23 protein-coding genes and 1 riboswitch are annotated in these 23060 nt (G+C 71.6%); of the genes, 15 read left to right on the top strand and 8 right to left on the bottom strand.

Features of this window, described 5'->3' with window-relative positions:
- Positions 1-40: 40 nt before the first annotated feature.
- Both PS467_RS37825 and PS467_RS37820 read right to left on the bottom strand, forming a co-directional pair.
- Positions 41-1519, bottom strand: coding sequence for an aminotransferase class I/II-fold pyridoxal phosphate-dependent enzyme (locus PS467_RS37825; RefSeq protein WP_311039039.1), 1479 nt, complete (start codon positions 1517-1519; stop codon positions 41-43).
- An 82-nt stretch (positions 1520-1601) separates the two neighbouring features.
- A complete protein-coding gene (locus PS467_RS37820; RefSeq protein WP_311039038.1) occupies positions 1602-2120 on the bottom strand; it encodes a DUF6328 family protein in 519 nt (172 codons plus the stop codon).
- A 140-nt stretch (positions 2121-2260) separates the two neighbouring features.
- Between PS467_RS37820 and PS467_RS37815 the strand changes: the two genes are divergently transcribed.
- Positions 2261-2494, top strand: coding sequence for a hypothetical protein (locus tag PS467_RS37815; RefSeq protein ID WP_311039037.1), 234 nt, complete (start codon positions 2261-2263; stop codon positions 2492-2494).
- Positions 2495-2607: 113 nt separating this feature from the next.
- On the opposite strand, the gene PS467_RS37810 is transcribed toward PS467_RS37815, so the two are convergent.
- Positions 2608-2874: a DUF6480 family protein gene (locus PS467_RS37810; RefSeq protein WP_311039036.1), complete on the bottom strand. Its 267-nt coding sequence runs from the start codon at positions 2872-2874 to the stop codon at positions 2608-2610.
- A 65-nt stretch (positions 2875-2939) separates the two neighbouring features.
- Positions 2940-5489: an ATP-dependent Clp protease ATP-binding subunit gene (locus PS467_RS37805; RefSeq protein WP_311039035.1), complete on the bottom strand. Its 2550-nt coding sequence runs from the start codon at positions 5487-5489 to the stop codon at positions 2940-2942.
- Positions 5490-5930: 441 nt separating this feature from the next.
- On the opposite strand from PS467_RS37805, the gene kdpF reads away from it, so the two are divergent.
- From kdpF to PS467_RS37785, 4 genes are read left to right on the top strand one after another with little or no spacing between them, the layout of a single operon-like run.
- Complete coding sequence (kdpF, locus tag PS467_RS37800; RefSeq protein WP_268976205.1) at positions 5931-6020, top strand: K(+)-transporting ATPase subunit F; 90 nt, start codon at positions 5931-5933, stop codon at positions 6018-6020.
- 8 nt (positions 6021-6028) lie between these two features.
- A complete protein-coding gene (kdpA, locus tag PS467_RS37795) occupies positions 6029-7690 on the top strand; it encodes a potassium-transporting ATPase subunit KdpA (protein ID WP_311039034.1) in 1662 nt (553 codons plus the stop codon).
- Positions 7690-9828, top strand: a complete 2139-nt coding sequence (kdpB, locus tag PS467_RS37790; RefSeq protein WP_311039033.1) for a potassium-transporting ATPase subunit KdpB — start codon at positions 7690-7692, stop codon at positions 9826-9828. The genes kdpA and kdpB overlap by 1 nt, the downstream gene beginning before the upstream one ends.
- 5 nt (positions 9829-9833) lie before the next feature.
- Positions 9834-10502, top strand: coding sequence for a potassium-transporting ATPase subunit C (locus PS467_RS37785; protein WP_311039032.1), 669 nt, complete (start codon positions 9834-9836; stop codon positions 10500-10502).
- A gap of 137 nt (positions 10503-10639) precedes the next feature.
- Here the strand turns inward: PS467_RS37785 and PS467_RS37780 are convergent, their stop codons facing one another.
- A complete protein-coding gene (locus PS467_RS37780) occupies positions 10640-11164 on the bottom strand; it encodes a MarR family winged helix-turn-helix transcriptional regulator (protein WP_311039031.1) in 525 nt (174 codons plus the stop codon).
- 79 nt (positions 11165-11243) lie between these two features.
- On the opposite strand from PS467_RS37780, the gene PS467_RS37775 reads away from it, so the two are divergent.
- From PS467_RS37775 to PS467_RS37740, 8 genes are all read left to right on the top strand, one after another.
- Positions 11244-11759, top strand: coding sequence for a flavin reductase family protein (locus PS467_RS37775; protein WP_311039030.1), 516 nt, complete (start codon positions 11244-11246; stop codon positions 11757-11759).
- 48 nt (positions 11760-11807) lie between these two features.
- Entirely contained in the window at positions 11808-12869 is a 1062-nt protein-coding gene (locus PS467_RS37770) for an Ldh family oxidoreductase (protein ID WP_311039029.1), read from the top strand.
- Positions 12862-13425: a PaaI family thioesterase gene (locus tag PS467_RS37765; protein WP_311039028.1), complete on the top strand. Its 564-nt coding sequence runs from the start codon at positions 12862-12864 to the stop codon at positions 13423-13425. Before PS467_RS37770 ends, PS467_RS37765 begins: the two co-directional genes overlap by 8 nt.
- A gap of 10 nt (positions 13426-13435) precedes the next feature.
- Positions 13436-14467: an LLM class flavin-dependent oxidoreductase gene (locus PS467_RS37760; protein WP_311039027.1), complete on the top strand. Its 1032-nt coding sequence runs from the start codon at positions 13436-13438 to the stop codon at positions 14465-14467.
- Positions 14464-16098: an AMP-binding protein gene (locus PS467_RS37755; RefSeq protein WP_311039026.1), complete on the top strand. Its 1635-nt coding sequence runs from the start codon at positions 14464-14466 to the stop codon at positions 16096-16098. The genes PS467_RS37760 and PS467_RS37755 overlap by 4 nt, the downstream gene beginning before the upstream one ends.
- A complete protein-coding gene (locus PS467_RS37750; protein WP_311039025.1) occupies positions 16091-17041 on the top strand; it encodes a hydroxymethylglutaryl-CoA lyase-like TIM-barrel protein in 951 nt (316 codons plus the stop codon). The genes PS467_RS37755 and PS467_RS37750 overlap by 8 nt, the downstream gene beginning before the upstream one ends.
- Positions 17042-17133: 92 nt before the next feature.
- Positions 17134-17268: a hypothetical protein gene (locus tag PS467_RS37745; protein ID WP_311039024.1), complete on the top strand. Its 135-nt coding sequence runs from the start codon at positions 17134-17136 to the stop codon at positions 17266-17268.
- Positions 17269-17405: 137 nt separating this feature from the next.
- Entirely contained in the window at positions 17406-17912 is a 507-nt protein-coding gene (locus PS467_RS37740; protein WP_311039023.1) for a hypothetical protein, read from the top strand.
- Positions 17913-17957: 45 nt separating this feature from the next.
- Here PS467_RS37740 and nicT read toward each other — a convergent pair whose 3' ends face one another.
- Both nicT and PS467_RS37730 read right to left on the bottom strand, forming a co-directional pair.
- Positions 17958-19076, bottom strand: a complete 1119-nt coding sequence (nicT, locus tag PS467_RS37735) for a Nickel transporter NicT (RefSeq protein ID WP_311039022.1) — start codon at positions 19074-19076, stop codon at positions 17958-17960.
- Positions 19075-19276, bottom strand: a riboswitch (cobalamin riboswitch). (Overlaps the previous gene by 2 nt.)
- Before the next feature lie 74 nt (positions 19277-19350).
- Positions 19351-20859 (bottom strand): PepSY-associated TM helix domain-containing protein, encoded by a 1509-nt coding sequence (locus PS467_RS37730; protein ID WP_311039021.1) that lies wholly within the window; start codon positions 20857-20859, stop codon positions 19351-19353.
- A 237-nt stretch (positions 20860-21096) separates the two neighbouring features.
- Between PS467_RS37730 and PS467_RS37725 the strand changes: the two genes are divergently transcribed.
- Positions 21097-21864, top strand: coding sequence for a PE-PGRS family protein (locus PS467_RS37725; RefSeq protein WP_311039020.1), 768 nt, complete (start codon positions 21097-21099; stop codon positions 21862-21864).
- 213 nt (positions 21865-22077) lie between these two features.
- Here PS467_RS37725 and PS467_RS37720 read toward each other — a convergent pair whose 3' ends face one another.
- Positions 22078-22302 (bottom strand): zf-HC2 domain-containing protein, encoded by a 225-nt coding sequence (locus PS467_RS37720; RefSeq protein WP_311039019.1) that lies wholly within the window; start codon positions 22300-22302, stop codon positions 22078-22080.
- Positions 22303-22351: 49 nt separating this feature from the next.
- Here PS467_RS37720 and PS467_RS37715 point away from each other — a divergent pair, with 49 nt between their 5' ends.
- Complete coding sequence (locus tag PS467_RS37715; RefSeq protein ID WP_311039018.1) at positions 22352-22978, top strand: sigma-70 family RNA polymerase sigma factor; 627 nt, start codon at positions 22352-22354, stop codon at positions 22976-22978.
- Positions 22979-23060: the final 82 nt, after the last annotated feature.

The raw sequence follows: 23060 nt of genomic DNA, 5'->3' as shown, positions 1-23060 counted from the left end.
ATCTTCCTCATCGGGCACCTCGGCTTCGCCGGGCGGTGTGTCAGTCGGCTCCGGTCCCCTCGACCAGGACCCGGATGGTGTGCAGGGTGGGGTCGGCCGCGTCGGGGAGGTTCATCCCGGCCTCCACTCCGGTGCGCAGATAGTCCAGGACCGGCTGGGCCAGCACCTCACCGGGCAGCACGGCCGGGATGCCCGGCGGGTAGGGAGTGACCATTTCGGCCGCCACCCGGCCCGCCGCCCGCTCCACGGGCAGGTCCTCCACCGAGCCGAAGTAGGCGTCGCGCGGCAGGCGGGACTGCTCCATCCGCAACCGGCCCGGTGCCGGCACGGCCACTTCAGGAGCCGGCCGCAGTTCGTCGGCGTGGTCGGCCAGCTCGCGCAGCGCCGCCAGCAGCGCGCCGGTCGTCGAGTCGTTGTCCGCGTGGGTCAGCTGGGTGCTGATCCGTCGGTGGTCGACCAGGTGGACGTTGACGTCGTGGTGTTCCCGGAGCCAGTCGGCCGCCCGGTAGCCACTCACCCCGAGCCCGGTCAGGTCGATGACCACGGGCAGCGGGTCGAAGTCGGCGGCGAGGCCGGGGCCCACATAGTCCGCCCGCCCGTCCACGTGCAGACCGTCGATGGCCTCGATCTCCTCGCGCACCGCATGCGCCCGCCGCAAGGCCGCGCCGAGCAGGTCCTCGCCGCCTGTCACCATCTGCCGACGCCACCCGTCCATGCCCGCGAACAGCAGCACGGACGGGCTGGTGGTGCCGAGCAGATCGGCGCAGGACTTCAGCACGGCCGGGTCGATCAGATCGCCCCGCAGATGGAACACCGAGCCCTGCTCCAGACCGCTGCCCATCTTGTGAATGCTGGTCACGCAGACGTCGGCGCCCGCGTCCATGGCCCAGCTCGGCAGCTCGGAGCAGAACGGCAGATGCGCTCCCCACGCCTCGTCGACGATCAGCGGGCGCCCGCGCCGGTGGCACACCTCGGCGATCCGCGCCAGGTCGGCGCAGGCCCCGTACGGGGTGGGGCTGGTCACCAGAGCGCCCCTGGCCTCCGGATGCGCGTCGAAGGCCCGCTCGAAGGACTCGGCGGACGGTGGATGGGCGAGGTGGCGGTCGGCGTCCCATTGGGGTTCCACCCAGACCGGGCGGACCCCGGAGATGATCAAGCCGGAGACCACTGATTTATGCGCGTCCCGGCCCACCAGCAGGGTCTCGTGGGGGCCGGCGACCGCCAGCATCGCCGCCTTGACGGAGAGCGAACTGCCACAGGTCGTGAAGAAGGTGTGCTCGGCGTGCACGGCGTCCGCCATCAGGGCCTCCGCACGCTCCAGCACACGGTCCGACTGAAGCCGGTCGTCCAGGCCGCCGAAGGCGAGGACGTCGGCGCGGAACACGTCGTCGCCCAGGATCTTGACGACCTCGGGGTCGGCGCCCCGGCCCTGCTTGTGTCCGGGCGGTGTGAACGGGAGTGACCCGCGCTCGTGGTAGCGGGCGAGGGCCTCCAGGACGGGAGCCTGCTTGTGATCCATGCCCGGCGGGTGCCCCGCCGCAGGGAAGGAAAACCGTGCGACACCGGACCCGGCCCCCGACCGGTGTGGTTCTCCGGGCCCCTCAGCGCCCCTTGCGCGACCGGTGGAAAAGCCAGACGGCGGGCACGAACCAGCAGGTCACGAACCACAACAGGGCGGCGGCCGCCAGCCAGTACGCGGTGCTGTGGGCCACCACGACGCGCAGGATGAGCAGCAGCGCCGACGCCACCGTGCACAGCAGCAGCACCAGCCCGGCCATGGTGAAGCGGGCGGCCCAGTCCACCGTTTCCGGCTTCAGCCGCCGGCCGGTGACGATCCGGTGCAACGAGACCGGTGCGATCAACGCGCCGGTGGCCGCCGCGCCGAGCAGGACGGTCACCACGTAGATCGTCCGGTCCACCTGGCCGAGGCCCTGGAAGCGCGGGGTGAAGGCGACCGTGAGCAGGAACGCGAACAGGATCTGCACGCCCGTCTGCGTCACCCTCACCTCCTGGAGCAGCTCGGCCCACTTGCGGTCGGCCCGCTCCTCCCTGGTCTCCACCCGGCCGGACCGCGCCTCCCGGCCGTCCTCTCCCGGCGCCTCGTGGTCGTCCTCACGCATCAACAGACCTCCTTCGCGTCCCTGCACGTTTTCCCGGCCACCGCGAAAGGCGAACGTCGGGTGCGATGTGGCGGCGCACCTACGCATCACCACGGCGATCAGGGGCACTCGGCGACGCGTCACGGGAAAGGAGAGACGCCATGACCCACACGGCCGAGACCGGCGAGGCCACCGGCACCAAGGACAAGGACTACAACCTGATCTGGTACGTCGAGGCGTGCCTGAGCAACGCGCTGCGCATGGAGACCTACATCCAGGACGCGGAACGCGCCAACGACACCGAGGTCGCGGAGCTGTTCCGCAAGGCCCAGGCCGACAGCCGCAAGGGCGCCGAGCTGGGCAAGCGGCTGCTGAAGGCCCGCGTCGGCGGCTGATCCGCCGGCCGAAGCCGACTGAGGAAACCCAGACAGGGGGTCCGGCGCCGCTCGAGGCCCGGACCCCCTCTCATAGGCCCTCATAGGCATAGGCCCTTTGACGGGCCCCGCCCTCAGAGGGTGATCGCGAACGCGAGGCAGAAGGCCACGAACAGCACCACCAGGGCGAGGATGACGATCGTGGGTCCCTTCGCCCAGCCTTTCGTGGGGTTGTACGTCTCCTGCGGACCCGCGTCCGGGGTGCTGCCTTCGGCCGGTGGGGTCTCCCCCGGGGGTACGAGCCCGCTCGGCTGGAGCCCAGGAGTGCGGTCGGGGTCCGCTTCGCCCGGCCGGAGCCCAGGAGTGCGGTCGGGGTCCGCGTTCGGGTTCCTCTGATCCATGTCCGATGCACTCCTTTCCGGCCGTTTCGCCTTGTTTTCCACGATACGGCGGTGGGCCGTGCGTGTCAGAGCCGCTTCCCGTTCGCGGCCGTATCCGTGCGGAACGCCAGGTGTCCGTCCGCGACGTCCACCCGGACCCGGTCGCCCGGGGAGAGGGCACCGTCCAGCAGCATCCGCGACAGACCGTTGTCGACCTGTCGCTGAATGGTGCGGCGCAGTGGCCGGGCCCCGTACGCGGGTTCATGGCCGCGCCGCGCGATCCAGTCGACGGCCTCCGGGGCGAACTCGACGGTGACGTCCTGCACCCGCAGCCGGCGCCGGGTCTCCTCCAGCAGCAGGTCGGTGATCTCGCGCAGATGCTCGTCCGTGAGCCGGCGGAAGACCACGATCTCGTCGATGCGGTTGAGGAACTCGGGACGGAAGTGCTCGCGCAGCGGTCGCAGCACGCGCTCGCGCCGGGCCTGCTCGTCCGTCTCGGCGTCCGCGGCCTTGAAGCCGAGGGCGGCGCCGTGCCCCGCGATGGCCTCGGAGCCGAGGTTGCTGGTCATCACCACGACCGTGTTGCGGAAGTCGACCGTGCGGCCGTGGGCATCGGTGAGCCGGCCGTCGTCGAGCACCTGGAGGAGGGTGTGGAAGACGTCCGGGTGGGCCTTCTCGACCTCGTCCAGCAGCAGCAGCGCGTAGGGGCGGCGACGCACGGCCTCGGTGAGCTGCCCGGCCTCCTCGTGGCCGACGTACCCGGGTGGAGCGCCGACCAGCCGGCTGACGGTGTGCTTCTCCTGGTACTCGCTCATGTCCAGACGCACCATCAGCTCCTCGCTGCCGAACAGCGCCTCGGCCAGCGCCCGCGCGAGTTCGGTCTTGCCGACGCCGGTCGGGCCGAGGAAGAGGAAACTGCCGATGGGGCGGCCGGGGTCGGCCAGTCCGGCCCGGGAGCGCAGCACCGCCTCGGCGACGGCGCCGACGGCCTCGTCCTGTCCGATGACGCGGGTGCGCAGGTGTTCCTCCAGGCCGAGCAGCCGGTCCTTCTCCTCCTGGGTGAGGCTGCTGACCGGAATGCCGGTCTGCCGGGAGACCACCCCGGCGATGTCCTCGGCGGTGACCTCCAGGCCCTGCCCGTCATCGGGCTCCGTGCCGCCGTCGGCCTCCATCCGGCGGCTCAACTCACCGAGGCGGTCGCGCAGTTCGGTGGCCCGCTCGTACTCTTCGGCCGCCACCGCCTGGTCCTTGTCCCGGGTCAGCTGCTCGATCTCCCGTTCCAGGGCGCGCGTATCGGTCCCCTTGGTACGGGAGCGCAGGCGCACCCGGGCGCCGGCCTGGTCCATCAGGTCGATGGCCTTGTCGGGCAGGAAGCGGTCCGTCAGATAGCGGTCGGACAGCTCCACTGCGGCGAGCAGCGCCTCATCGGTGAACCGGACCTGGTGGTGGGCCTCGTAGCGGTCGCGCAGACCCCGCAGGATCTCCACCGCGTCGGCGGCGGACGGCTCGGGGACCAGGACGGGCTGGAACCGGCGGGCCAGCGCCGCGTCCTTCTCGATGTGGCGGCGGTACTCCTCCAGCGTGGTGGCGCCGATGACATGGAGTTCGCCACGGGCCAAGGCGGGCTTGAGCATGTTGGAGGCGTCCATGGAACCGCCCTCGCCGCCCGCTCCCGCGCCGACCACGGTGTGCAACTCGTCGATGAAGACGACCAGCTCGTCGGAGTGGGTGCGGATCTCGTCGATGATGCCGCTCAGCCGCTCCTCGAAGTCGCCGCGGTAGCGGGTGCCGGCCACGACGGCGGACATGTCCAGGGCGACGACCCGGCGGTCGAGCAGGATGTCGGGGACGTCTCCCTCGGCCACGCGCTGGGCGAGCCCTTCGACGATGGCGGTCTTGCCGACACCGGCGTCGCCGATCAGCACGGGGTTGTTCTTGCCCCGGCGGGACAGCACCTCCACGGTCTGCTCGATCTCCTGCTCACGGCCGATGACCGGGTCGATACGGCCCGCGCGGGCGAGGTCGGTCAGATCGCGGCCGAACTTGTCGAGGGTGGGCGTGTCATGGCGCCGGCCGGACTGCTGCCCGGCCCCGGTGGCCGACGGCGGCCGGCCCGGCGTGCTCTGCGGTCCGCGCTGGGCCGCCGTGGGGTCCAGCGGCAGGGAGTTGAGAATGCGGCCGGCCGTGGAGTCGTGGTTGGCGGCCAGCGCTCCGAGCACATGCTCGGGGCCGATGTAGCCGGCGCCACCGGCGCGCGCCAGTTCATGGGCCTCCAACAGGGCGCGCTTGACGGCGGGAGTGACCGACAGCTGGGTCCGCGGCGGTCCGTCGCCGCTCATCCGGTCGATCTCCGCGGCCAGCGCCTCGGTGTCGGCGCCCGCCCCCGCCAGCAGCCCCCGGGTAGGCTCGGTGGCCAGCGCGGCGCGCAGCAGATGCTTGGTGTCCAGATCGGCACTGCCGTGCTCGGCGGCGTAGGAGGCCGCGTCCACGACGAGTTGCCGGGCGGGGCCGCTCATCAGGCGGCCGATGTCGATGTGCCGGAGGCCGGGACGCGGCCCGCCGCCGAGGAATCGCGCCATGAATTCCTCGAACGGGTCTGGACCGAAGCCTCCCGGCCCCATGAAACCGCTGCTCATGGCCTTCCTGTTCCGCGGCCCGGCCAGAGGGTGCGAACCGGGCCCGCTGTCCTGGTAGGCGTGATCCTTGCTGGGGCGCGGGTGCCCGGAAGCGGCCGGGGCTACACCTCCGCACGGCCGTACCGTCGTCCGCGCTCGCGCGTGGCGCCCCGCCCCGCGCGGTCAGAGTTCGAACCCCCGGAGGGAAGGGGTCGTCCGGCGTGCGTCCGGAACGTCGCGCGGGGGCGTAAGGGGCGCGTCAAAGGCGTGCGGAGGGCCGTATGGGACCCGTCAACGACGCTCGAATCCGGCCAATGGGCGGGGTTTCCTGCTGTGCATCCGATCCGCTTGCGGATTTCCCGACCTCTTCCAGGAGCTCGCGATGGCCGATCTGGCCTTCGTCGTCACCACGATCGCGGTGTTCGCGCTGGTGGCCTTCGTCGCCAAGGGGGTGACGAAGCTGTGACCGCCGAATACGTCGTCGGCCTGGTCGTGGCCGTCGCCCTGCTGGGCTATCTCGTCCTCGCCCTGATCTTCCCGGAGAGGTTCTGAGAGCGGTGATGGGTCCCGTACTCGCCGGCGTGCTCCAGCTGCTCGCCCTCGTAGGGGCGCTGGCGCTCGCCTACGTCCCCCTCGGCACCTATATGGCCAAGGTCTACTCCTCCGGCACACACTGGCGCGTGGAGAGGTGGCTCTACCGGGGCATCGGTGCCAACCCCGACACCGAGATGCGCTGGGCCGCGTATCTGCGCGGGGTGCTGGCCTTCTCGGCGGCCGGGGTGCTCTTCCTGTACCTGTTGCAGCGGCTCCAGGGCGGCCTGCCCGGTTCGCTCGGGTTCTCCTCGATCGAGCCGGCGCAGGCGTTCAACACGGCCGCGTCGTTCGTGACGAACACCAACTGGCAGTCGTACGCGGGCGAGCAGACCATGGGCCACGTCGTACAGACCGCCGGTCTGGCGGTGCAGAACTTCGTGTCGGCCGCGGTCGGCATCGCGGTCGCCATGGCGCTGGTGCGCGGCTTCGCGCGGTCGCGCACCGGAGAGCTCGGCAACTTCTGGGCCGATCTGGTGCGCGGCACGGTCCGTGTCCTGGTGCCCGGCGCGGCGATCGCCGCGGTCGTCCTGGTGGCCTGTGGCGCCCTCCAGAACTTCTCCGGCATCCACGAGGTGGGCCAGTTCATGGGCGGCTCGCAGCAGTGGAACGGCGGTGCGGTCGCCTCGCAGGAGGCCATCAAGGAGCTGGGCACCAACGGCGGCGGCTACTTCAACGCCAACAGCGCCCATCCGTTCGAGAACCCGACCCCGTTCACCAACCTCTTCGAGATCTTCCTGATCCTGGTCATCCCCTTGGCCCTGACCCGCACCTTCGGGATCATGGTCGGCTCGGTCCGGCAGGGCTACGCGATCCTGGCGACGATGGTCACCATCTGGGCCGGTTTCACCGCCCTGATGATGTGGACCGAGTTCGCCCACCACGGCCCGGCCCTCCAGGCCGCCGGTGGCGCGATGGAGGGCAAGGAGGTCCGCTTCGGCGTCGGCGCCTCGTCGATCTTCGCGGTGTCCACCACGTTCACCTCGACCGGGGCGGTGGACTCCTTCCACTCCTCGTTCACGGGGCTGGGCGGCGGTATCACCATGCTCGGCATGATGCTGGGTGAGATCGCGCCCGGCGGTACCGGTTCGGGCCTCTACGGCATGCTCATCATGGCGGTCATCGCGGTGTTCCTCGCGGGGCTGATGGTCGGCCGGACGCCCGAGTACCTGGGCAAGAAGATCGGTCCTCGTGAGATCAAGCTGGCGGCCTGCTCCATCCTGATCACCCCGGCGCTGGTGCTGGTCCTCACCTCCGTCTCCATGGCCCTGCCGACGCCACCGCACTCGATGCTGGGCTCCAGGGCACACGGCTTCTCCGAAGTGCTGTACGCCTTCACCTCCGCCTCCAACAACAACGGGTCGGCCTTCGCGGGCCTGAACGCGAACACCGACTGGTTCAACACCACGACCGGGCTCGCGATGCTGCTCGGCCGCTTCCTGCCCATGGTCTTCGTCCTGGCGCTCGCGGGCTCGCTCGCCGGGCAGCGGCCGGTCCCGGCCACCGCGGGCACGCTGCGCACCGAGAAGCCGCTGTTCACGGGGTTATTGACGGGCGCGATCCTGATCATCACCGGTCTGACGTACTTCCCGGCCCTGGCGCTGGGGCCGCTGGCCGAGGGGCTGGCGTGATGACCACCCGCACAGAAAACCACGAGGACTCCATGTCCACTGCCACTCCCACCAGGGCGCCGCACGGCGACGTTCCCACCGGGCACACCTCGGCCGGGGGCCGGGTCGGCGCGGGCCTCTTCGACCCCCGGCAGTTGCTCACATCGCTGCCGGACGCCTTCCGCAAGCTCGACCCGCGGGTGATGGTCACCTCCCCGGTGATGTTCGTCGTGCTGGTCGGCTCCGTGCTGACCACCGTGTTCGCCGTCCAGGACCCGGGCGACTGGTTCGGCTGGGCGATCAGTGCCTGGCTGTGGCTGACCGTGATCTTCGCCAATCTGGCGGAGGCGGTCGCCGAGGGCCGCGGCAAGGCGCAGGCCGACACCCTGCGCAAGGCCAAGACCGATACGGTGGCCCGGCGGCTCACCGCGGACGGCACGGCCGAGGAGCGCGTGCCCGGCACCGGACTGCGGATCGGTGACCTGGTGGTCTGCGAGGCCGGCGATGTCATCCCCGGTGACGGCGATGTCGTCGAGGGCGTCGCCTCGGTCGACGAGTCGGCGATCACCGGTGAGTCCGCGCCGGTCATCCGCGAGTCCGGGGGCGACCGGTCCGCCGTGACCGGCGGGACGAAGGTGCTCTCCGACCGGATCGTCATCAAGATCACGACAAGGCCGGGCGAGACCTTCATCGACCGGATGATCCATCTGGTCGAGGGCGCCGCGCGGCAGAAGACGCCGAACGAGATCGCGCTGAACATCCTGCTCGCCTCGCTGACGATCGTCTTCCTGCTCGCCTGCGCCACCCTGCCGCCGTTCGCCGCCTACGCGGGCACGCATCTGACGATGGTGGTCCTGGTGGCGCTGCTGGTCTGCCTGATCCCGACGACGATCGGCGCGCTGCTGTCGGCGATCGGCATCGCGGGCATGGACCGCCTGGTGCAGCGCAATGTGCTGGCGATGTCGGGCCGTGCGGTCGAGGCCGCCGGCGATGTGTCCACGCTGCTGCTGGACAAGACCGGCACGATCACCCTGGGCAACCGGCAGGCCGCGGAGTTCGTACCGGTGCGCGGCACCACCGAGGCCGAGGTCGCCGACGCCGCCCAGCTGTCCTCGCTGGCCGACGAGACCCCCGAGGGCCGGTCCGTCGTCGTCCTGGCGACGGAGAGGTACCGGCTGCGCGAGCGCCACCAGGGCGAACTGGTGGGCGCCGAGTGGATCGAGTTCACCGCGCAGACCCGGATGTCGGGAGTGGACCTCGACGGCCGGAGCATCCGCAAGGGGGCGGCCGGTTCGGTGCTCGCCTGGGTCCGGGAGCAGGGCGGAACGGTCCCCGAGGACGCGGACCGTATCGTCCACCGGATCTCCGCGGCCGGTGGCACCCCGCTGCTGGTGGCGGCCGCCGACGCCGACGGGGCACGGGTGCTGGGCGTCATCCACCTCAAGGACGTCGTCAAGGACGGGATGCGGGAGCGGTTCGCGGAGCTGCGCCGGATGGGCATCAAAACCGTCATGATCACGGGTGACAACCCGCTGACGGCCAAGGCGATCGCGGACGAGGCGGGCGTCGACGACTTCCTCGCGGAGGCCACTCCCGAGGACAAGATGTCGCTGATCAAGCGCGAGCAGGCGGGCGGCAAGCTGGTCGCGATGACCGGTGACGGCACCAACGACGCCCCGGCGCTGGCCCAGGCGGACGTCGGCGTGGCGATGAACACCGGGACGTCGGCCGCCAAGGAGGCCGGCAACATGGTCGACCTCGACTCCGACCCGACCAAGCTCATCGAGATCGTGGAGATCGGCAAGCAACTGCTGATCACCCGTGGCGCGTTGACGACGTTCTCCATCGCCAACGACGTGGCGAAGTACTTCGCGATCATCCCGGCGCTGTTCGCGGCGGTCCATCCGGGCCTGGACACCCTGAACATCATGCGGCTGTCCTCGCCGGACTCCGCGATCCTGTCCGCCGTCGTCTTCAACGCGCTGGTCATCCTCGCGCTGGTGCCACTCGCCCTGAAGGGCGTGCGGTACCGGCCGGTGAGCGCGGACCGGATGCTGCGGCGCAACCTCGGGGTCTACGGCCTCGGCGGGCTGATAGCACCCTTCATCGGCATCAAAATCATCGACCTGCTCATCTCCCTCATCCCCGGGATCGGCTGATCGCCATGAACCACTCCGTCATGAACACCGCCCGGCTGCTCGGGGCCGGTCTGCGCGCCCTCCTCATGCTGACCCTGGTGACGGGCGTCATCTATCCGCTGGTGGTCACCGGCATCGCCCAGGGCCTGTTCCCCGACAAGGCGAACGGCTCCGAGGTCACGGCGAACGGCGAGGTCGTCGGCTCCTCCCTGATCGGGCAGTCGTACAACCTGCCGCCGCAAAAGGGCGGGCAGGCCCCGGAGCCCGATCTCCGATGGTTCCAGGGACGCCCGGCGGGTGGCCTCGGCACCAACAGCGTCAACACCCAGTACCAGTTGCTGCTGTCCGGAGCCACCAACCTCTCCGCCGACAGCGAGGACCTCCGCCGGCGGGTCGAGGACGCCAAGGCCGCGGTCATCAAGGCCAACTCGGTGCCCGGCTACACCGTCAAGCCGTCCCAGGTCCCCGCCGACGCGGTGACGTCCTCCGGCTCCGGCCTGGACCCGGACATCTCCCCGCGGTACGCGCGGCTCCAGGTCCACCGGGTCGCCGCGCGGAACGGACTGCCGGTCGCCCAGGTGGAGAAGCTGGTCGAGGACACGACCGAGGGCCGGGTGGCCGGATTCATCGGCGAGCCGCGGGTGAACGTCCTCGAACTCAACATCGCGCTCAGGGATCTCGTGGCCAAGAGGTGATGGCGTCGCCCGATTCGGGGAGTCGCCCGTTCCGGGGAGTCGCCCGTTCCGGGGAGTCGCCCGATTCGGGGAGTCGCCCGATTCGGGGCGCGGGAGTCGGCGGCCGGAAGGGGGTTCCGGCCGCCGGCTCGGCCGTCTCAGCCTTCGTCCGGCCGCTTCATCTCCCGCAGCTCGTTCTCGACCACGAGCGCGGCCCGCCGCAGGCTCCGGTCGGCCGCCACGATGTCCTCCAGGCCGAGCGTGGCGTTCAGCGTGTCGCTGATCTTGAGCACCTCGGCGCCCATCTGCTCCAATGCCGCCAGGCCCGCCTCGGTGACCTTCAGCGACAGCGCACGTTCGCTTTCCGGGTGTGCGCCACGGGCCACGAAGCCGCGGTTCTCCAGCTGGGTGACGATCCGGGTCATGGTCTGCGGCCGGGCGTAGCAGCGCCGTGACAGCTGGGCGAGGCTGAGCTGGGGCTGCCCGGCGAGGATCCGCAGCGCCGTGTAGCTCGACAGCGTCATATTCCACGGCCGCAGCCGGGTGTTCCCGATCCTGGTGACCGCTCGCTCGAGCCTGAAGGCCGCGTCGATCAGCGAGGACGCCTCGTCCATGCCGGTCGCCGCCCGTGACGGGGGCCGGTCGTCGTTCATGGGACTGATGTACGGCAGGGGGTCTGTCACAGGTGCAGCGTAGTGGCAGGACCGGGGTCCGAGGTATCAGCCCTCTTGCAATATGTTCGCATGCTTATATTATCCAAGCATGCTTACAACGCGCTTCGCTCACTCCGCGCGGCAGGATCCCGATCCCACCCGGTTCCGATCGGTTCTGGGGCACTTCCCCAGCGGCATCACCGCGATCACCTCGCGTGACGCGGACGGCAAACCGGTGGGCATGGCCGTGTCCTCCTTCACCTCGGTCTCGCTCACCCCGCCGCTGGTGGCGTTCCTGCCGGGCAAGAGTTCATCGACGTTCCCCGCCATCGCCGAACGCGGCACCTTCTGCGTGAACGTCCTCGCCACCGACCAGGAATGGATCTGCCGGGCGCTGTCGGTGTCCGGCGGCGACAAGTTCTCCGGTGTGACCTGGCAGCCGGGGCCCCACGGAGATCCGGTCATCGACGGCGTGGTGGCGTGGATCGCCTGCACGATCGAGGCCGTGCACGACGCCGGTGACCACCACATCGTGATCGGCCGCGTCGACGATCTCGACGCCCGCACCGAGGCGTCCCCGCTGCTGTTCTTCCGAAGCCACTACCACCACCTCGCGGCCGCCTGAGGGCGGAGAACATCCCGGTGACCGACAACCTCAAAGGAGAGGTGTGTCATGACCACTACGCAATCGAAGACGTCGCCACACCACGCTCCCATGACCACGCTGACCCCGTCCGAGGCCCACGCGCTGGTCTCTGCCGCGATGGCCAGGGCCGGGCACAGCGCCGCCGAGGCCGAGATCATCGCCGACCACCTGCTCGACTGCGAACTGCGCGGCCTGTCCTTCGGCGGGCTCGCCCGCGCGCTGTCGGTGGTGGAACGTCTCCGCACCACCCCACAGCCCCCGGGCCCGATCCGGGTCGTCGCCGAGACAGCGGTCTCCGCGAGCCTCGACGGCGGGGACCGGGTCGGCTACCTCGTCGGCATGCGCGCACTGGACCTGGCCGTGGAAAAGGCCCGTGCGCACGGAGTGGCGGTGGTCGGCGCCCGCAACACCTGGTACACGGGCATGTTCTCCTACTACCTGGAGAAGGCGGCGGACGCCGGGCTCGCCGGAATGATCGCGGGCAGCGGACCCGCGGTGGTGGCGCCCCACGGAGGTACGGAGGGCCGGTTCGGCACCAATCCCATCGCGTTCGGCTTCCCGTCCACACCGGCGCCGGTCATCTGGGACATCGGAACCGCGTCGGTCATGTACGGCGAGGTGATGCTCAAGGCCCGGCTCGGTGCGCGGCTGGAACCCGGCCAGGCCTACGACGCCACCGGCGCCCCGACGCTCGACCCGGCCGCCGCCCTGGAGGGCGCGTTCGGCGTGTGGGGCGGGCACAAGGGTTCCGGGCTGGCGATGGTCGTCCAACTGCTCGGCATGATGGCCGGCGCGGCCGCCGACCCGCCCGGCGTTTCGGACTGCGGCTTCCTCGTCCTGCTGGTCGATCCCGGTGTGCTGACCGACCCGGAGGACTACCGCCGGCGGGTCGCGGCCTTCGCCGACGCGATCCGGGCGACCCGCCCGGTCGACGGCGGCGCCGCCGTCCGGGTGCCGTTCGACCGCTCGGTCGCCCACCGGGAGGAGACACTGCGACGCGGCACGATCGACGTACCCGCAGCGGTGGTCGAGGCCATGCGCCGGGAGGCGGGACGTCCCACCCAGGGCGGGGGAACGGCCCATGACTGAGGTGGACGGCATGGACGACTTCGCGATCGAGCCATCCGCCTCCGGCCGGCTGCTGTGCGGCGGCTGCGCTCCGGACGACGCCTGCCGGCTGGGCGTGGAGGTCGCCGGTGCGCGGGACGGCGTGCTGCGGTTCGACGTCACCTGCGCGCGTTCCTGGTGCGGCGGGCCCGAGGTGGCGCACGGTGGCTGGATCGCCGCGGTCTTCGACGACGTGCTCAGCATGGCCGCCCTGCGCACCGAGCCACGGCTGGTCACCAGATCCCTGACGGTCGAGTATCTCCGCCCGGTGCCCGTGGAGCGGCCGCTCACGGTCCTGGCACGCGTCGACGCCCACCACGGCAGGCGGTGGGAGGTGTCGGCGCGGATGATGCTCGCCACCGCGGATCCGGCACTCGCCGCCACGGGCCAGGCGCTCGCCACCGCCCGTGCGGAACTGCGCACCCGCCGGCCGGACCACTTCGCCCGGCACCAGGACTGGCTCGCCCAGCAGCCGGTGCCCCAGCAGCCGGTGCCCTGCCGCCCGCTGTCCCGTCAGGCATTCCCCACAGAGAGCTGAGGACCACATCATGGTCGACTTCTTCACCGGGCTACAGCCCCTCCAGTCCGACGAGACCGACCCCGATCAGCTCATCGCGCGGATCCAGGAACTGGACCGCTCCGAGGTGATCGACCGGGTCCTGGTCGGCTACTCCGCCACCTGGCCGCACAACCACGCCACCGCGCCGTTCGCGCTCGCGCTGTCGCGGAAGTTCTCGCCCATCGTCGCGCACCGGCCCGGGGTGATGCCGCCGGTCGCCGCCGCGCGCTACTTCGCCACCCTCGACGTGCTGGCCCGCGGCCGGCTCGCCGTCAACGTGGTCGTCGGCGGCTCCGAGAAGGACCTGCGCCGCGAGTCGGACCACCTGGCCAAGAGCGAACGCTACCGGCGGGCGATCGAGTACCTCGACGTCGTCCGCCGTACCTGGACCGAAACCGCGCCCTTCGACCACCACGGCGAGTACTACACGGCCGAGGCGGTGAAGATCCGGACCAAGCCGGTCCAGGGTCAGGTCCCGATCTTCATGGGCGGGGAGAGCGACGACGCCGTGGACTTCGGCGCCCGCCACGCCGACCTCTACATGCTGTGGGGCGAGCCGTTCGCCGGTACGAAGGAACGCATCGACCGGGTCACCGCCGCCGCCGAGCGCTACGGCCGCCGGATGCGGTTCTCCCTGAGCCTGCGGCTGTTCGTCGGCGACACCGACGACGACGCCTGGGCCCAGGCCCGCTCGGTGGAACGGCGGATCGCCGAGGCCGCGGGCACCCCGGCCTTCCTGCGCTCGTCCTCCACCGACACCTCTGTCGGGCGGGAACGCGCGCTCGCTCTCACCTCCGAGGAGCTGCACGACGACTGCTTCTGGACCGGCCTGACCAAGCTGCTGGGCGGATTCGCGAACTCCCAGGCGCTGGTCGGCACCGAGGAGCGCATCCTGGACACCCTCGGCAGGTACCGGGACCTCGGGGTCGACACGTTCCTCGTGACGACCGGCGCCGAAGCGGCGTGGGACCCGGCCCTGGAAGGCTTCCTGGCCCGAGCCAAGAAGGAGTTGCGCGCATGACCGGGGACAACGCGCGGAGCCCGCACGTCCCGGGCTTCGACGATCTCGCCGACGGGACGGTCGGCGGACTCATCGCCGCCCGCGCGGCGGCGCACCCGGACCGGACCGCACTCGTCTTCCACGACACCGAACTGACCTACGGCGCGCTCGACGCGGCGGTGACCGAGGTGGCGCGCGGCCTGGTCGCGCTGGGCGGCACCCCGGGCAGCTCGGTCGGCATCTTCCTGCCCAACCGGCCCGAATACCTGCTCACCTGGCTCGGCGCGGCCCGCGCCGGTCTCGTCGAGGTACCGGTCAACACCGCCTACAAGGGCTCGTTCCTCGACCACGCGCTCCGCAGCACCGACGTACGCGTCCTGGTCACCGAAGCGGCCCTGCTGGAGCTCGTCGCCGAGCTGCCGGAACCACCGGAAACCCTGAAAACCGTGGTCCTGCTCGACGACGCGGCGCCCCGCCGCGCCCCGCGCGGGGTCGACGTGCGGACGTGGCGCGAACTGCTCGCGGCCGGCGGCCCGGAGACCGGACTCCCCCACGTCGCGCCGGACCACCCTGCCGCCATCATGCTCACCTCCGGCACCACCGGGCGCAGCAAGGGGGTCGTGCAGCCGCATCTGATGGCCCTGGTCGGCGGGCGCGAGTGCGCGCGGCAGATGGGCACCACGCCCGAGGACCGGCTCTACACCTGTCTGCCGCTGTTCCACGGCGCGGCCCAGATCAACATCTCACTGCACTGCTTCTACGCCGGTGCGACCCTGGTGCTCGGCCGCAGGTTCAGCGCCAGCGGGTTCTGGGACGAGGTCCGGACGCACCGGGTCACCCAGTTCAACGCGCTCGGTTCCATCCTGCCGATGCTCCTCGCCCAGCCGCCCTCGGACCGCGACCGGGACCACTACGTCACGAAGCTGTTCGCCGCGCCCGCCCCGCCGCAGGTGCTGCACCCCTTCGAGGAGCGGTTCGGGGTGCACATCGTCGAGGGGTACGGGCTCACCGAGATCAAGAACGTGCTCTACAACCCGCTCCACGCCCGCAAGATCGGCTCGATCGGCCTGCCGACCGAATCGTCCATCCTCGAGATCCACGACGAATCCGGCCACCGTGCCGCCCCCGGCCAGGCCGGGGAGATCGTCTACCGGCCCCGGCTGCCGCACATCATGTTCTCCGGCTACCACCGGAATCCGGCCGCGACCCTCGCGACCATGCGAGACCTGTGGTGGCACACCGGGGACCTCGGCTACACCGACGAGGACGGGTACTTCTACTTCATCGACCGCAAGAAGGACGCCCTGCGCCGCCGCGGCGAGAACATCTCCTCCCACGAGGTGGAGTCGGTCCTGCTCGCCCATCCCGGCGTGGTGGCCGCCGCGGCGGTCGCGGCCCCCTCCGAACTGGGCGAGGACGAGGTGCTCGCCGTGCTCCAGCTCGAACCCGGTCAGCGCCTGGACTTCGAGGAGCTGTTCGCGCACTGCGACCGGTCCATGCCGCACTTCATGGTCCCGCGCTACTACCGCGTCCTGGACGAACTGCCCACCACCCCGACCGGCAAGGTGCGCAAGAGCGACCTGCGCCTCCAGGGCGCGACGGACGCCTGGGACTCGTACGCCGCCGGGCTGAAGCCGACCCGACATGCCTGAGGAATCCACCGTGCCCCAGCCCGATGTGCGCATCCGCGAGATCGCGCCGCGCCTGACCTTCCAGAACCACCCGGTCGCCACCGACGTGAAGACCGAGCTCGTGCGACGGCTCCTCGACGCCGGTGTCCGCTCGTTCGAGCTGTCCTCGTTCGTCCGGCCCGACCTGGTGCCGGGTCTCGCCGACGCCGCGGAGGTGTTCGCCCGGGTCCCCCGGGTTCCCGGTCTCACCCTGGGCGCTTGCGTCGGCAACATGCGCGGTCTCGCCCGCGCGGCCGACGCCGGCGCCGACACGGCGTCCTTCCTCCTCTCGGTGGACGAGGGATTCGCCCGTGCCAACATCGGCCGGTCCACCGCCGATTCCCTCGCCGAACTCGAACGCATGGCGGCGTTCGCCGCCGACCGCGACCTGGTGCTCGACACCTACCTCATCTTCGCCTGGGGCGGGCCCACCGGCCCCGCCCGCGGCGCCGCGGACCTCGAACCGCTGGCCCGGCGGCTCCTCGACATCGGGGTGGACCGCTGGATCCTCGCGGATTCCGTCGGCTACGCCGCGCCGCCCCAGATCCGCGAACTCGTCACCGCCGCGCTCGCCCACGTGCCCGCCGACCACCTCACCGTGCAGATCCACGACGGCCGCGGCATGGGTCTCGCGGCCCTGCTCCCCCTTCTCGACCTCGGCGTCCGCGCCATCGACACCTCACTGGCCGGCAGCGGCGGGCATCCCGCCATGCCCGGCGCCCAGGGCGGCGGCGTGTGCACCGAGGACGCGGTGCAGCTGCTGGAGCTGGCCGGAGTGTCCACCGGAATCGACCTGTCCCGGCTCCTCGACACCGCCAACTGGCTGACCGACGAGGTCGGCGTCCCCGGCAAGGGCTTCGTCCGGCACACCGGCCCGGTGCCGGCCGGCGGCCGGCCGGCGGAGCCACTGGCCTTCACCTGGTGACGCCGAAGGGCGAACCGGGCCGGCTCCGCACGCACGGCCACGGCCCCTTCCGCGGGGCCGCCGCACATCAAGCTGATGACGATGGGGTACCGGTGCCCGGTCTGTACGCGGCCGGCGAAGCCACCGGCGGGCCGTTCCACGGCGACTGTCCCGGGGACGCCGCCCCCATGCGCGCCGCCGTGTTCGGCCGCGCGGCCGGGCGGACCGCCGCGGCCGAAGCCCGGTGACCCCACTCGGCAGCCGGCCAGCGCATCGTCCTTCCCGGATGGTGCGCCGGCCGTTGTCGGGTCGGGTCGAACCGTGCGGCTCTTGCGCTCGTCTCCCCACGGCGGTAATTCCGTGAGCAGGGGCGGAAGGAGACCTCATGGATCAAGGACTCGCGGCCTTGTTCGCCGGGTTGGTGGCCCTGCTGGGTGCCCTCATCGGCGGCGGTTTCTCGGCACGGGCGGCGCGGATCGGCGGCGAGAAGACCGTTCAGGCCGCACGCCAGCAGGTGGAGGACCAGGCGCGGGTGGAGTCCAAGCGATGGCTCCTCCAGGCCCGGCATGACGCCTATCAGGTGATCCTGAGCGCCACCGACGCGTACACGGACGCCCTCATCCAGCCGACGACGACGGCGGAGGTGGCAGAGGCGGCGCGGCAACGGTTCCGCTCGGCTCGGCTGCGGGTCGATGTGGTGGGTCCCGCGACCGTCCGAACCGCGGCCGACGAGTTGTCGCTGACCTGCGTCCAGGTGCATCGTGTCCTGGGGGAAGGGGAGCCCGTCGAGTCCTGGATGGCTCAGGAGATCGAGGAACGCCACCGCGCGTTCGTCAAGGCCGTCACCGCCGTGTACGCGTGGGAGCCCGACGCGGTGCACGAGATTCCGTGACGCCGGGACATGTGCCGGGCGCCGGGCCCATGGAAGGAGCTGGGGTCAGCCGCCGTCGGCGCGCGCGGTACGGACGGCCCAGCGCTGTTCGACCTTGGCCAGCCGCCAGTAGGCCAGCGCCGCGGCCCACACCACCACGAACAGACCGACGATGATGAAGCCCACGTTGTCCAGGTTCAGCGCCGAGATCCAGCCGGTGACGGCGTCCCGCAGTTCGAGCTTGTCGTGCAGGACGCTGATCAGCTCGATGGTGCCGATGAGGAAGGCGACCGCGATGGACAGACCCGTGATGGCGAGGTTGTAGAAGACCTTGCGGACCGGGTTGGCGAACGCCCACTGGTAGGCGACGTTCATGAAGGTGCCGTCGAGGGTGTCGAACAGGCTCATCCCGGCGGCGAAGAGCAGCGGCAGGCACAGGATGGCGTACCAGGGCAGCCCGGCGGCCGCGCCGCTTCCGGCCATCACCATCAGGGCCACCTCGGTGGCGGTGTCGAAGCCGAGCCCGAAGAGGAAGCCGAGCGGGAACATCTGCCCCGGCCGGGTGATGGACTTGGTGAAGCGGCCCAGGACGCGGTTCATGAAGCCACGCGCGTCCAGTTGTGCTTCCAGTTCCGTCTCGTCGTACTGTCCGGCGCGCATGGCCTTGAAGACGCGCAGGATGCCCAGCAGGGCCACCAGGTTGAGCGCGGCGATGAGGTAGAGGAAGGCGCCGGAGACCGTCGTGCCGACGGCGCCGAGCACCTGGTGGGTCCCGGAGTCCTCGTTGACCAGGGTGCCGGCCAGCTGGGCCCCGCCGGCCACCAGCGCGGCCAGGGCGACCACCACACCGGAGTGGCCGAGCGCGAACCAGAAGCCGACGGACACCGGCCGCTTGCCGTCCGCCATCAGCTTGCGGGTGGTGTTGTCGATGGCGGCGATGTGGTCGGCGTCGAAGGCGTGCCGCATGCCCAGGGTGTACGCGGTGATGCCCAGGCCGACGCCGAACGTCTTGGCGCCGACCTCGTAGTGATGGGGCGCCACGACCAGGAAGAGCAGGCCGAAGGCGACGGCGTGCAGGATGAGTATCACCGCCAGCAGCCCGGCGGTCCGGACGGTGTCCTCGCGCCGCCATCGCGATGTGGTGGGCAGGGTCATGCGATCACGCTCCAGCACCTCGTGGATCATCTCGTGAGATGCCGTGGCCGGTCTCCTGGCTGACGGGTCGCCGCGCCCGCCCCTGCCTTCCCGGCCGCCATGGGCGACCAGTGGCTCCGCGGCACGGTCCGACCGACCGCGGAACGGGACGGGAACTCCCCGATCACAGTGGCGAGGGCCGCTCCGGTTTCGCACCGGTCTTCCCGTACACCACGGCCCGCCAACTGTAGGGCCGGCCGGGCAAAAGCGGCAAGCCGGGAGGGGGCCCGATCCGGCCGGCCGCGGACGGCCGCCCGTGGCCGACTCAGGCGCCGGCCGCGCCGGCCCGTTTCCCACGCCGGTCGGCCAGGCGGCCGAGCGCGATGTCGATGACCAGGAAGGCGGCCAGCGGAATGCCGAGCAGCGGCAGGTAGTAGCCGAGCACCCCGATCGCGACGACCAGCGAGGCCAGGACGTACGACGGCACCTGACGCCAGGCGCCACGCGCGATGGGGCGGCCGAAGGCACCGGCCCGGCCGCGCTGCCACCACATCCGGTAGCCCCATACGATCAGGAAGACCAGGGCGAGCGCGAGGGCGGCCAGGGCGATCTGGTTGGGCAGCCCGAACAGGCTCCCCATATGGGCGTCGATGCCCCAGCGGGAGAGCTTGGCCAGCAGCGGATAGTCCTCGAACCGCACCACATCGGTGACCTGACCGGTCGTCGGATCGACGGCCGCCGCGTCCTGCTTCTCCGGCCAGCTGCGCTGGATCTGGCTGACGGTGTACGCGGTGCCGGGCCCGGCGGGCGGGACGATCTCCACCGGGTTGTCCAGGCCCTCGGCGCGGGCGGCCTCGAGGACGGCGTCGAAGCCGACATCGGCGGACGAGCCGCCGTGTCCCCCCGACCCGCCCATGTCCATGCCCTCCATGCCGTCCATGCCGTCCATGGAGCCGTGTCCGGCGTGTTCGCCGCCGACGGCGGAGCTGACGGCCGGCGTGGCCTGGCCGAGGGCGGCGCGCAGGTCGGTGACGTTCGCGCCCGCGTAGGTGGACCACGTCAGACCGGTCGCGGACAGGAAGAACAGCCCCAGCGCCGCCCAGACGCCGACCGAGCCGTGAAAGGACATCGCCCTTCTGCGCCCCGCGGCGGAGCGGTCCGGGAACGCGGTCGCGCGCAGCTTCCGCTTCACCGGGCCCGTGCGGCGGCGGGCGAGCCACAGCACCAGCCCGCCACCGGTGATCACCCACAGCCAGCTGGCGGCGAGTTCGCTGTAGAGCCGGCCGGTGTCGCCGAGGTGCAGATTGCGGTGCAGGTCGTCGATCCATGTGCGCAGCGGCAGCGCACCGCTGGTGCCGTACTGCTCCAGCGCGCCGCGCACCTCACCGGTGTACGGGTTCACGAAGACGGCCAGCTTGTGCTCGGGGTCGACGCCCTTGACGCCGGAGAGCAGCACCCGGGTCGTCGCGCCCGCCTCCGGTGAGGGGCGGATCGCGCTGATCTCGCCCTCGGGGTGGGCCTTGCGGGCGGCGGCGATCTGCTGGGAGAGGGGCAGTTCGCTCGTACCGGCCGGGACCCGGAGCTCATGGTCGTAGACGATGTTCTCGGCCTGGGTGGAGGCCGCGTACAACAGCCCGGTCACGGCGGCGACGAGCAGGAAGGGCGCGACGAGGACGCCCGCGTAGAAGTGCAGCCGCAGGACCAGCGGGCGCAGGCCCGACCAGCCGCGCGGGCCGCCGCCCAAGTCCGCTGTCCGGGGCGCGGCGCCGGGCGGCGGCGCGTCCGGCGGCGGTGTTCCGTCCTCGGTGTCGGGGACAACGGGCTCGGCGGACATGGGAACTCCTGGGTCGGGGCCGGTGACCGGTCGGCCGGAGCCGTACCGGTCCAGTAGTCGGGCCTCCGGAGACAGGAGTTCCGGAGCGGAGGCGTGACGCGCACCACAGAGTGTGGTCGAACGGGTGGCCGACGGGAACCTCTCGTGCGGGAGCTGGCCGAAAGTGTGTCCGCCGCACACCTCGTACGGCACCCGGCCGTCCGGCGTTCCCGTCCCGCTGAGACGATGAGCGGCGTCATGGATGCGGGGCAGATGCTCAGAACGGTGCGGGCCGCGGTGTTCGCGGTGGTCTGTGTGCTGCTCGCGGCCCTGGGACACGTGGTGACATCGGGTGTCCCGGTGCCCTTGCCGACCCTGCTGGGCGCCTTGGCGGCCGCGGTCGCCGGTGCGTGGTGTTGTGCCGGCCGTGAGCGCGGCCCGGTGGCGGTGGGGTTGCTCACCGTGGGCACACAGGCGGCGCTGCACACCGCGTTCTCGTTCGGCCAGGCTGTGGACGGCGGCAGTGGGTCCGGGCCGTCGCTGTCCCGGCGCTGGGCCGACCTCCTGCTGTGCGGACCGGGGCGGGCCCCGCTTGCCGAGGGCGACGCCGCGCGGGTGGTCCGGGACGCCGGGCTGGGCGGGTTGCTTCGGGACGCGGCCCCCGCCATGGCGGAACACGGGCATGCCGACGGCGGGATGACGGCCGGTCATATGGCCATGACGGTGCCGTCCATGGCGCATGACGGCATGCACGGAACCATGTCCGGCATGCTCGCCGCACACCTTCTGGTCGCCGTCCTGAGCGCGTGGTGGCTGTGGGGCGGCGAGCGCGCGGCCTTCCAGTTGGCGCGCGCGGCGGCCATCCGGTTGTTCGCCCCGCTGCTCGTCGTCTTCGGCGTCGTCATTCCCGACGTCCTGCCGTCCGCCCGTGTCACACGGGAGAAGCCGCGCCGCGCCGCACGGGAACTCCTGCTCGCCAACGCCATTTCCCTGCGGGGTCCGCCGCCGGTGCCCGCTGTCCGCTGACAGCCGGTCCGTTCCCCACCGGGGCGCGCCCGGGTGCGCCATCGCACCGCCGAGGCTGCCGCGTCCTGGTCACTCATTGTGCCGGTGCCGTGCGACACGGTGACCGGATCATGCGAAGGACTCCCGATGATGTTTCCTGTCCGGATGCCGAGGCCATCGGTGCCCGATCCCGTATTCCCCTCCGCGCGGCGCCCATGGCAGCGCGCCGGAGCTTCAGAACGGCCGGCGCGGCCGTCCCGGTGTTCCTCCGCCGTGGGTGGTGTCCGCCTCCGTCAGCCGCGCGATGTGCTCGGTGAGCCGCTGGGCCCGGGCCTCCCACAGCCGGCAGGCGGCACACGCCTCGAGGTGGGCCGCCACCTGTTCCTCGGTGACCCCCGGCGGCGGTTCCTCACCGTCGAGACGGGCGGAGAGGGCGGTTCGGATCCGCGAGCACGACATGTCCCCATCCTCTCCGACGCAAGCGGTGGCCGGTCCGGGGAGGTGCGGGATGCGTGACGACGCCGCCGTGACGTCATGGGCACTCGCGGCCCGTGCCGGTGACCCGGTCGCCGTGGAGGAGTTCGTCCGCGCCACCCGCCCGGACGTCCGCCGCTATGTGGCGCACCTGAGCGGTGACCCGCAGGCGGTGGACGATCTGGTGCAGGACACCTATCTGCGCGCGCTGCGCAGCCTCCCCGGGTTCCAGGGGAGGTCGTCGGCGCGTACCTGGCTGCTGGTGATCGCGCGCAGAGTGGTGGCCGACCGGATCCGGCGGCTGGCGGCCCGCCCCAGGCTCGCCGCGACCGACGACTGGCAGGCGGCCGCGGAGCGGAGTCAGCCGCGCGGTGTACCGGGCTTCGACGAGAGCGTCGCCCTCGGCGAACTGCTCGCCGCGCTGCCCAGGGCCCGGCGGGAGGCGTTCGTGCTCACCCAGCTGCTGGGACTGACCTACCCGGAGGCCGCCGCCGTGGCGCGTTGCCCGGTCGGCACGATCCGCTCCCGCGTGGCCAGGGCCCGGGAAACCCTGATCACTCAGCTCACCGCCGAGGAGGGTGAACCAGCCGGCCCGGAGCCGGCGGTGGCGGACCGGATCGGTGCTCCCCCGGTACCGGCCACGGCCGGGGCCATGGTCTGACGCCGGTTCGGTGACGGACACCCGGGTGCGGTGGAGGCGGCGCGACCGCTCGCCCGCCACCGCACCCGGGCCGGCCGTTCTT

The organism is Streptomyces luomodiensis (assembly GCF_031679605.1).
GTDB lineage: Bacteria > Actinomycetota > Actinomycetes > Streptomycetales > Streptomycetaceae > Streptomyces > Streptomyces luomodiensis.
This window is presented reverse-complemented; position numbering and strand designations above follow the sequence as displayed.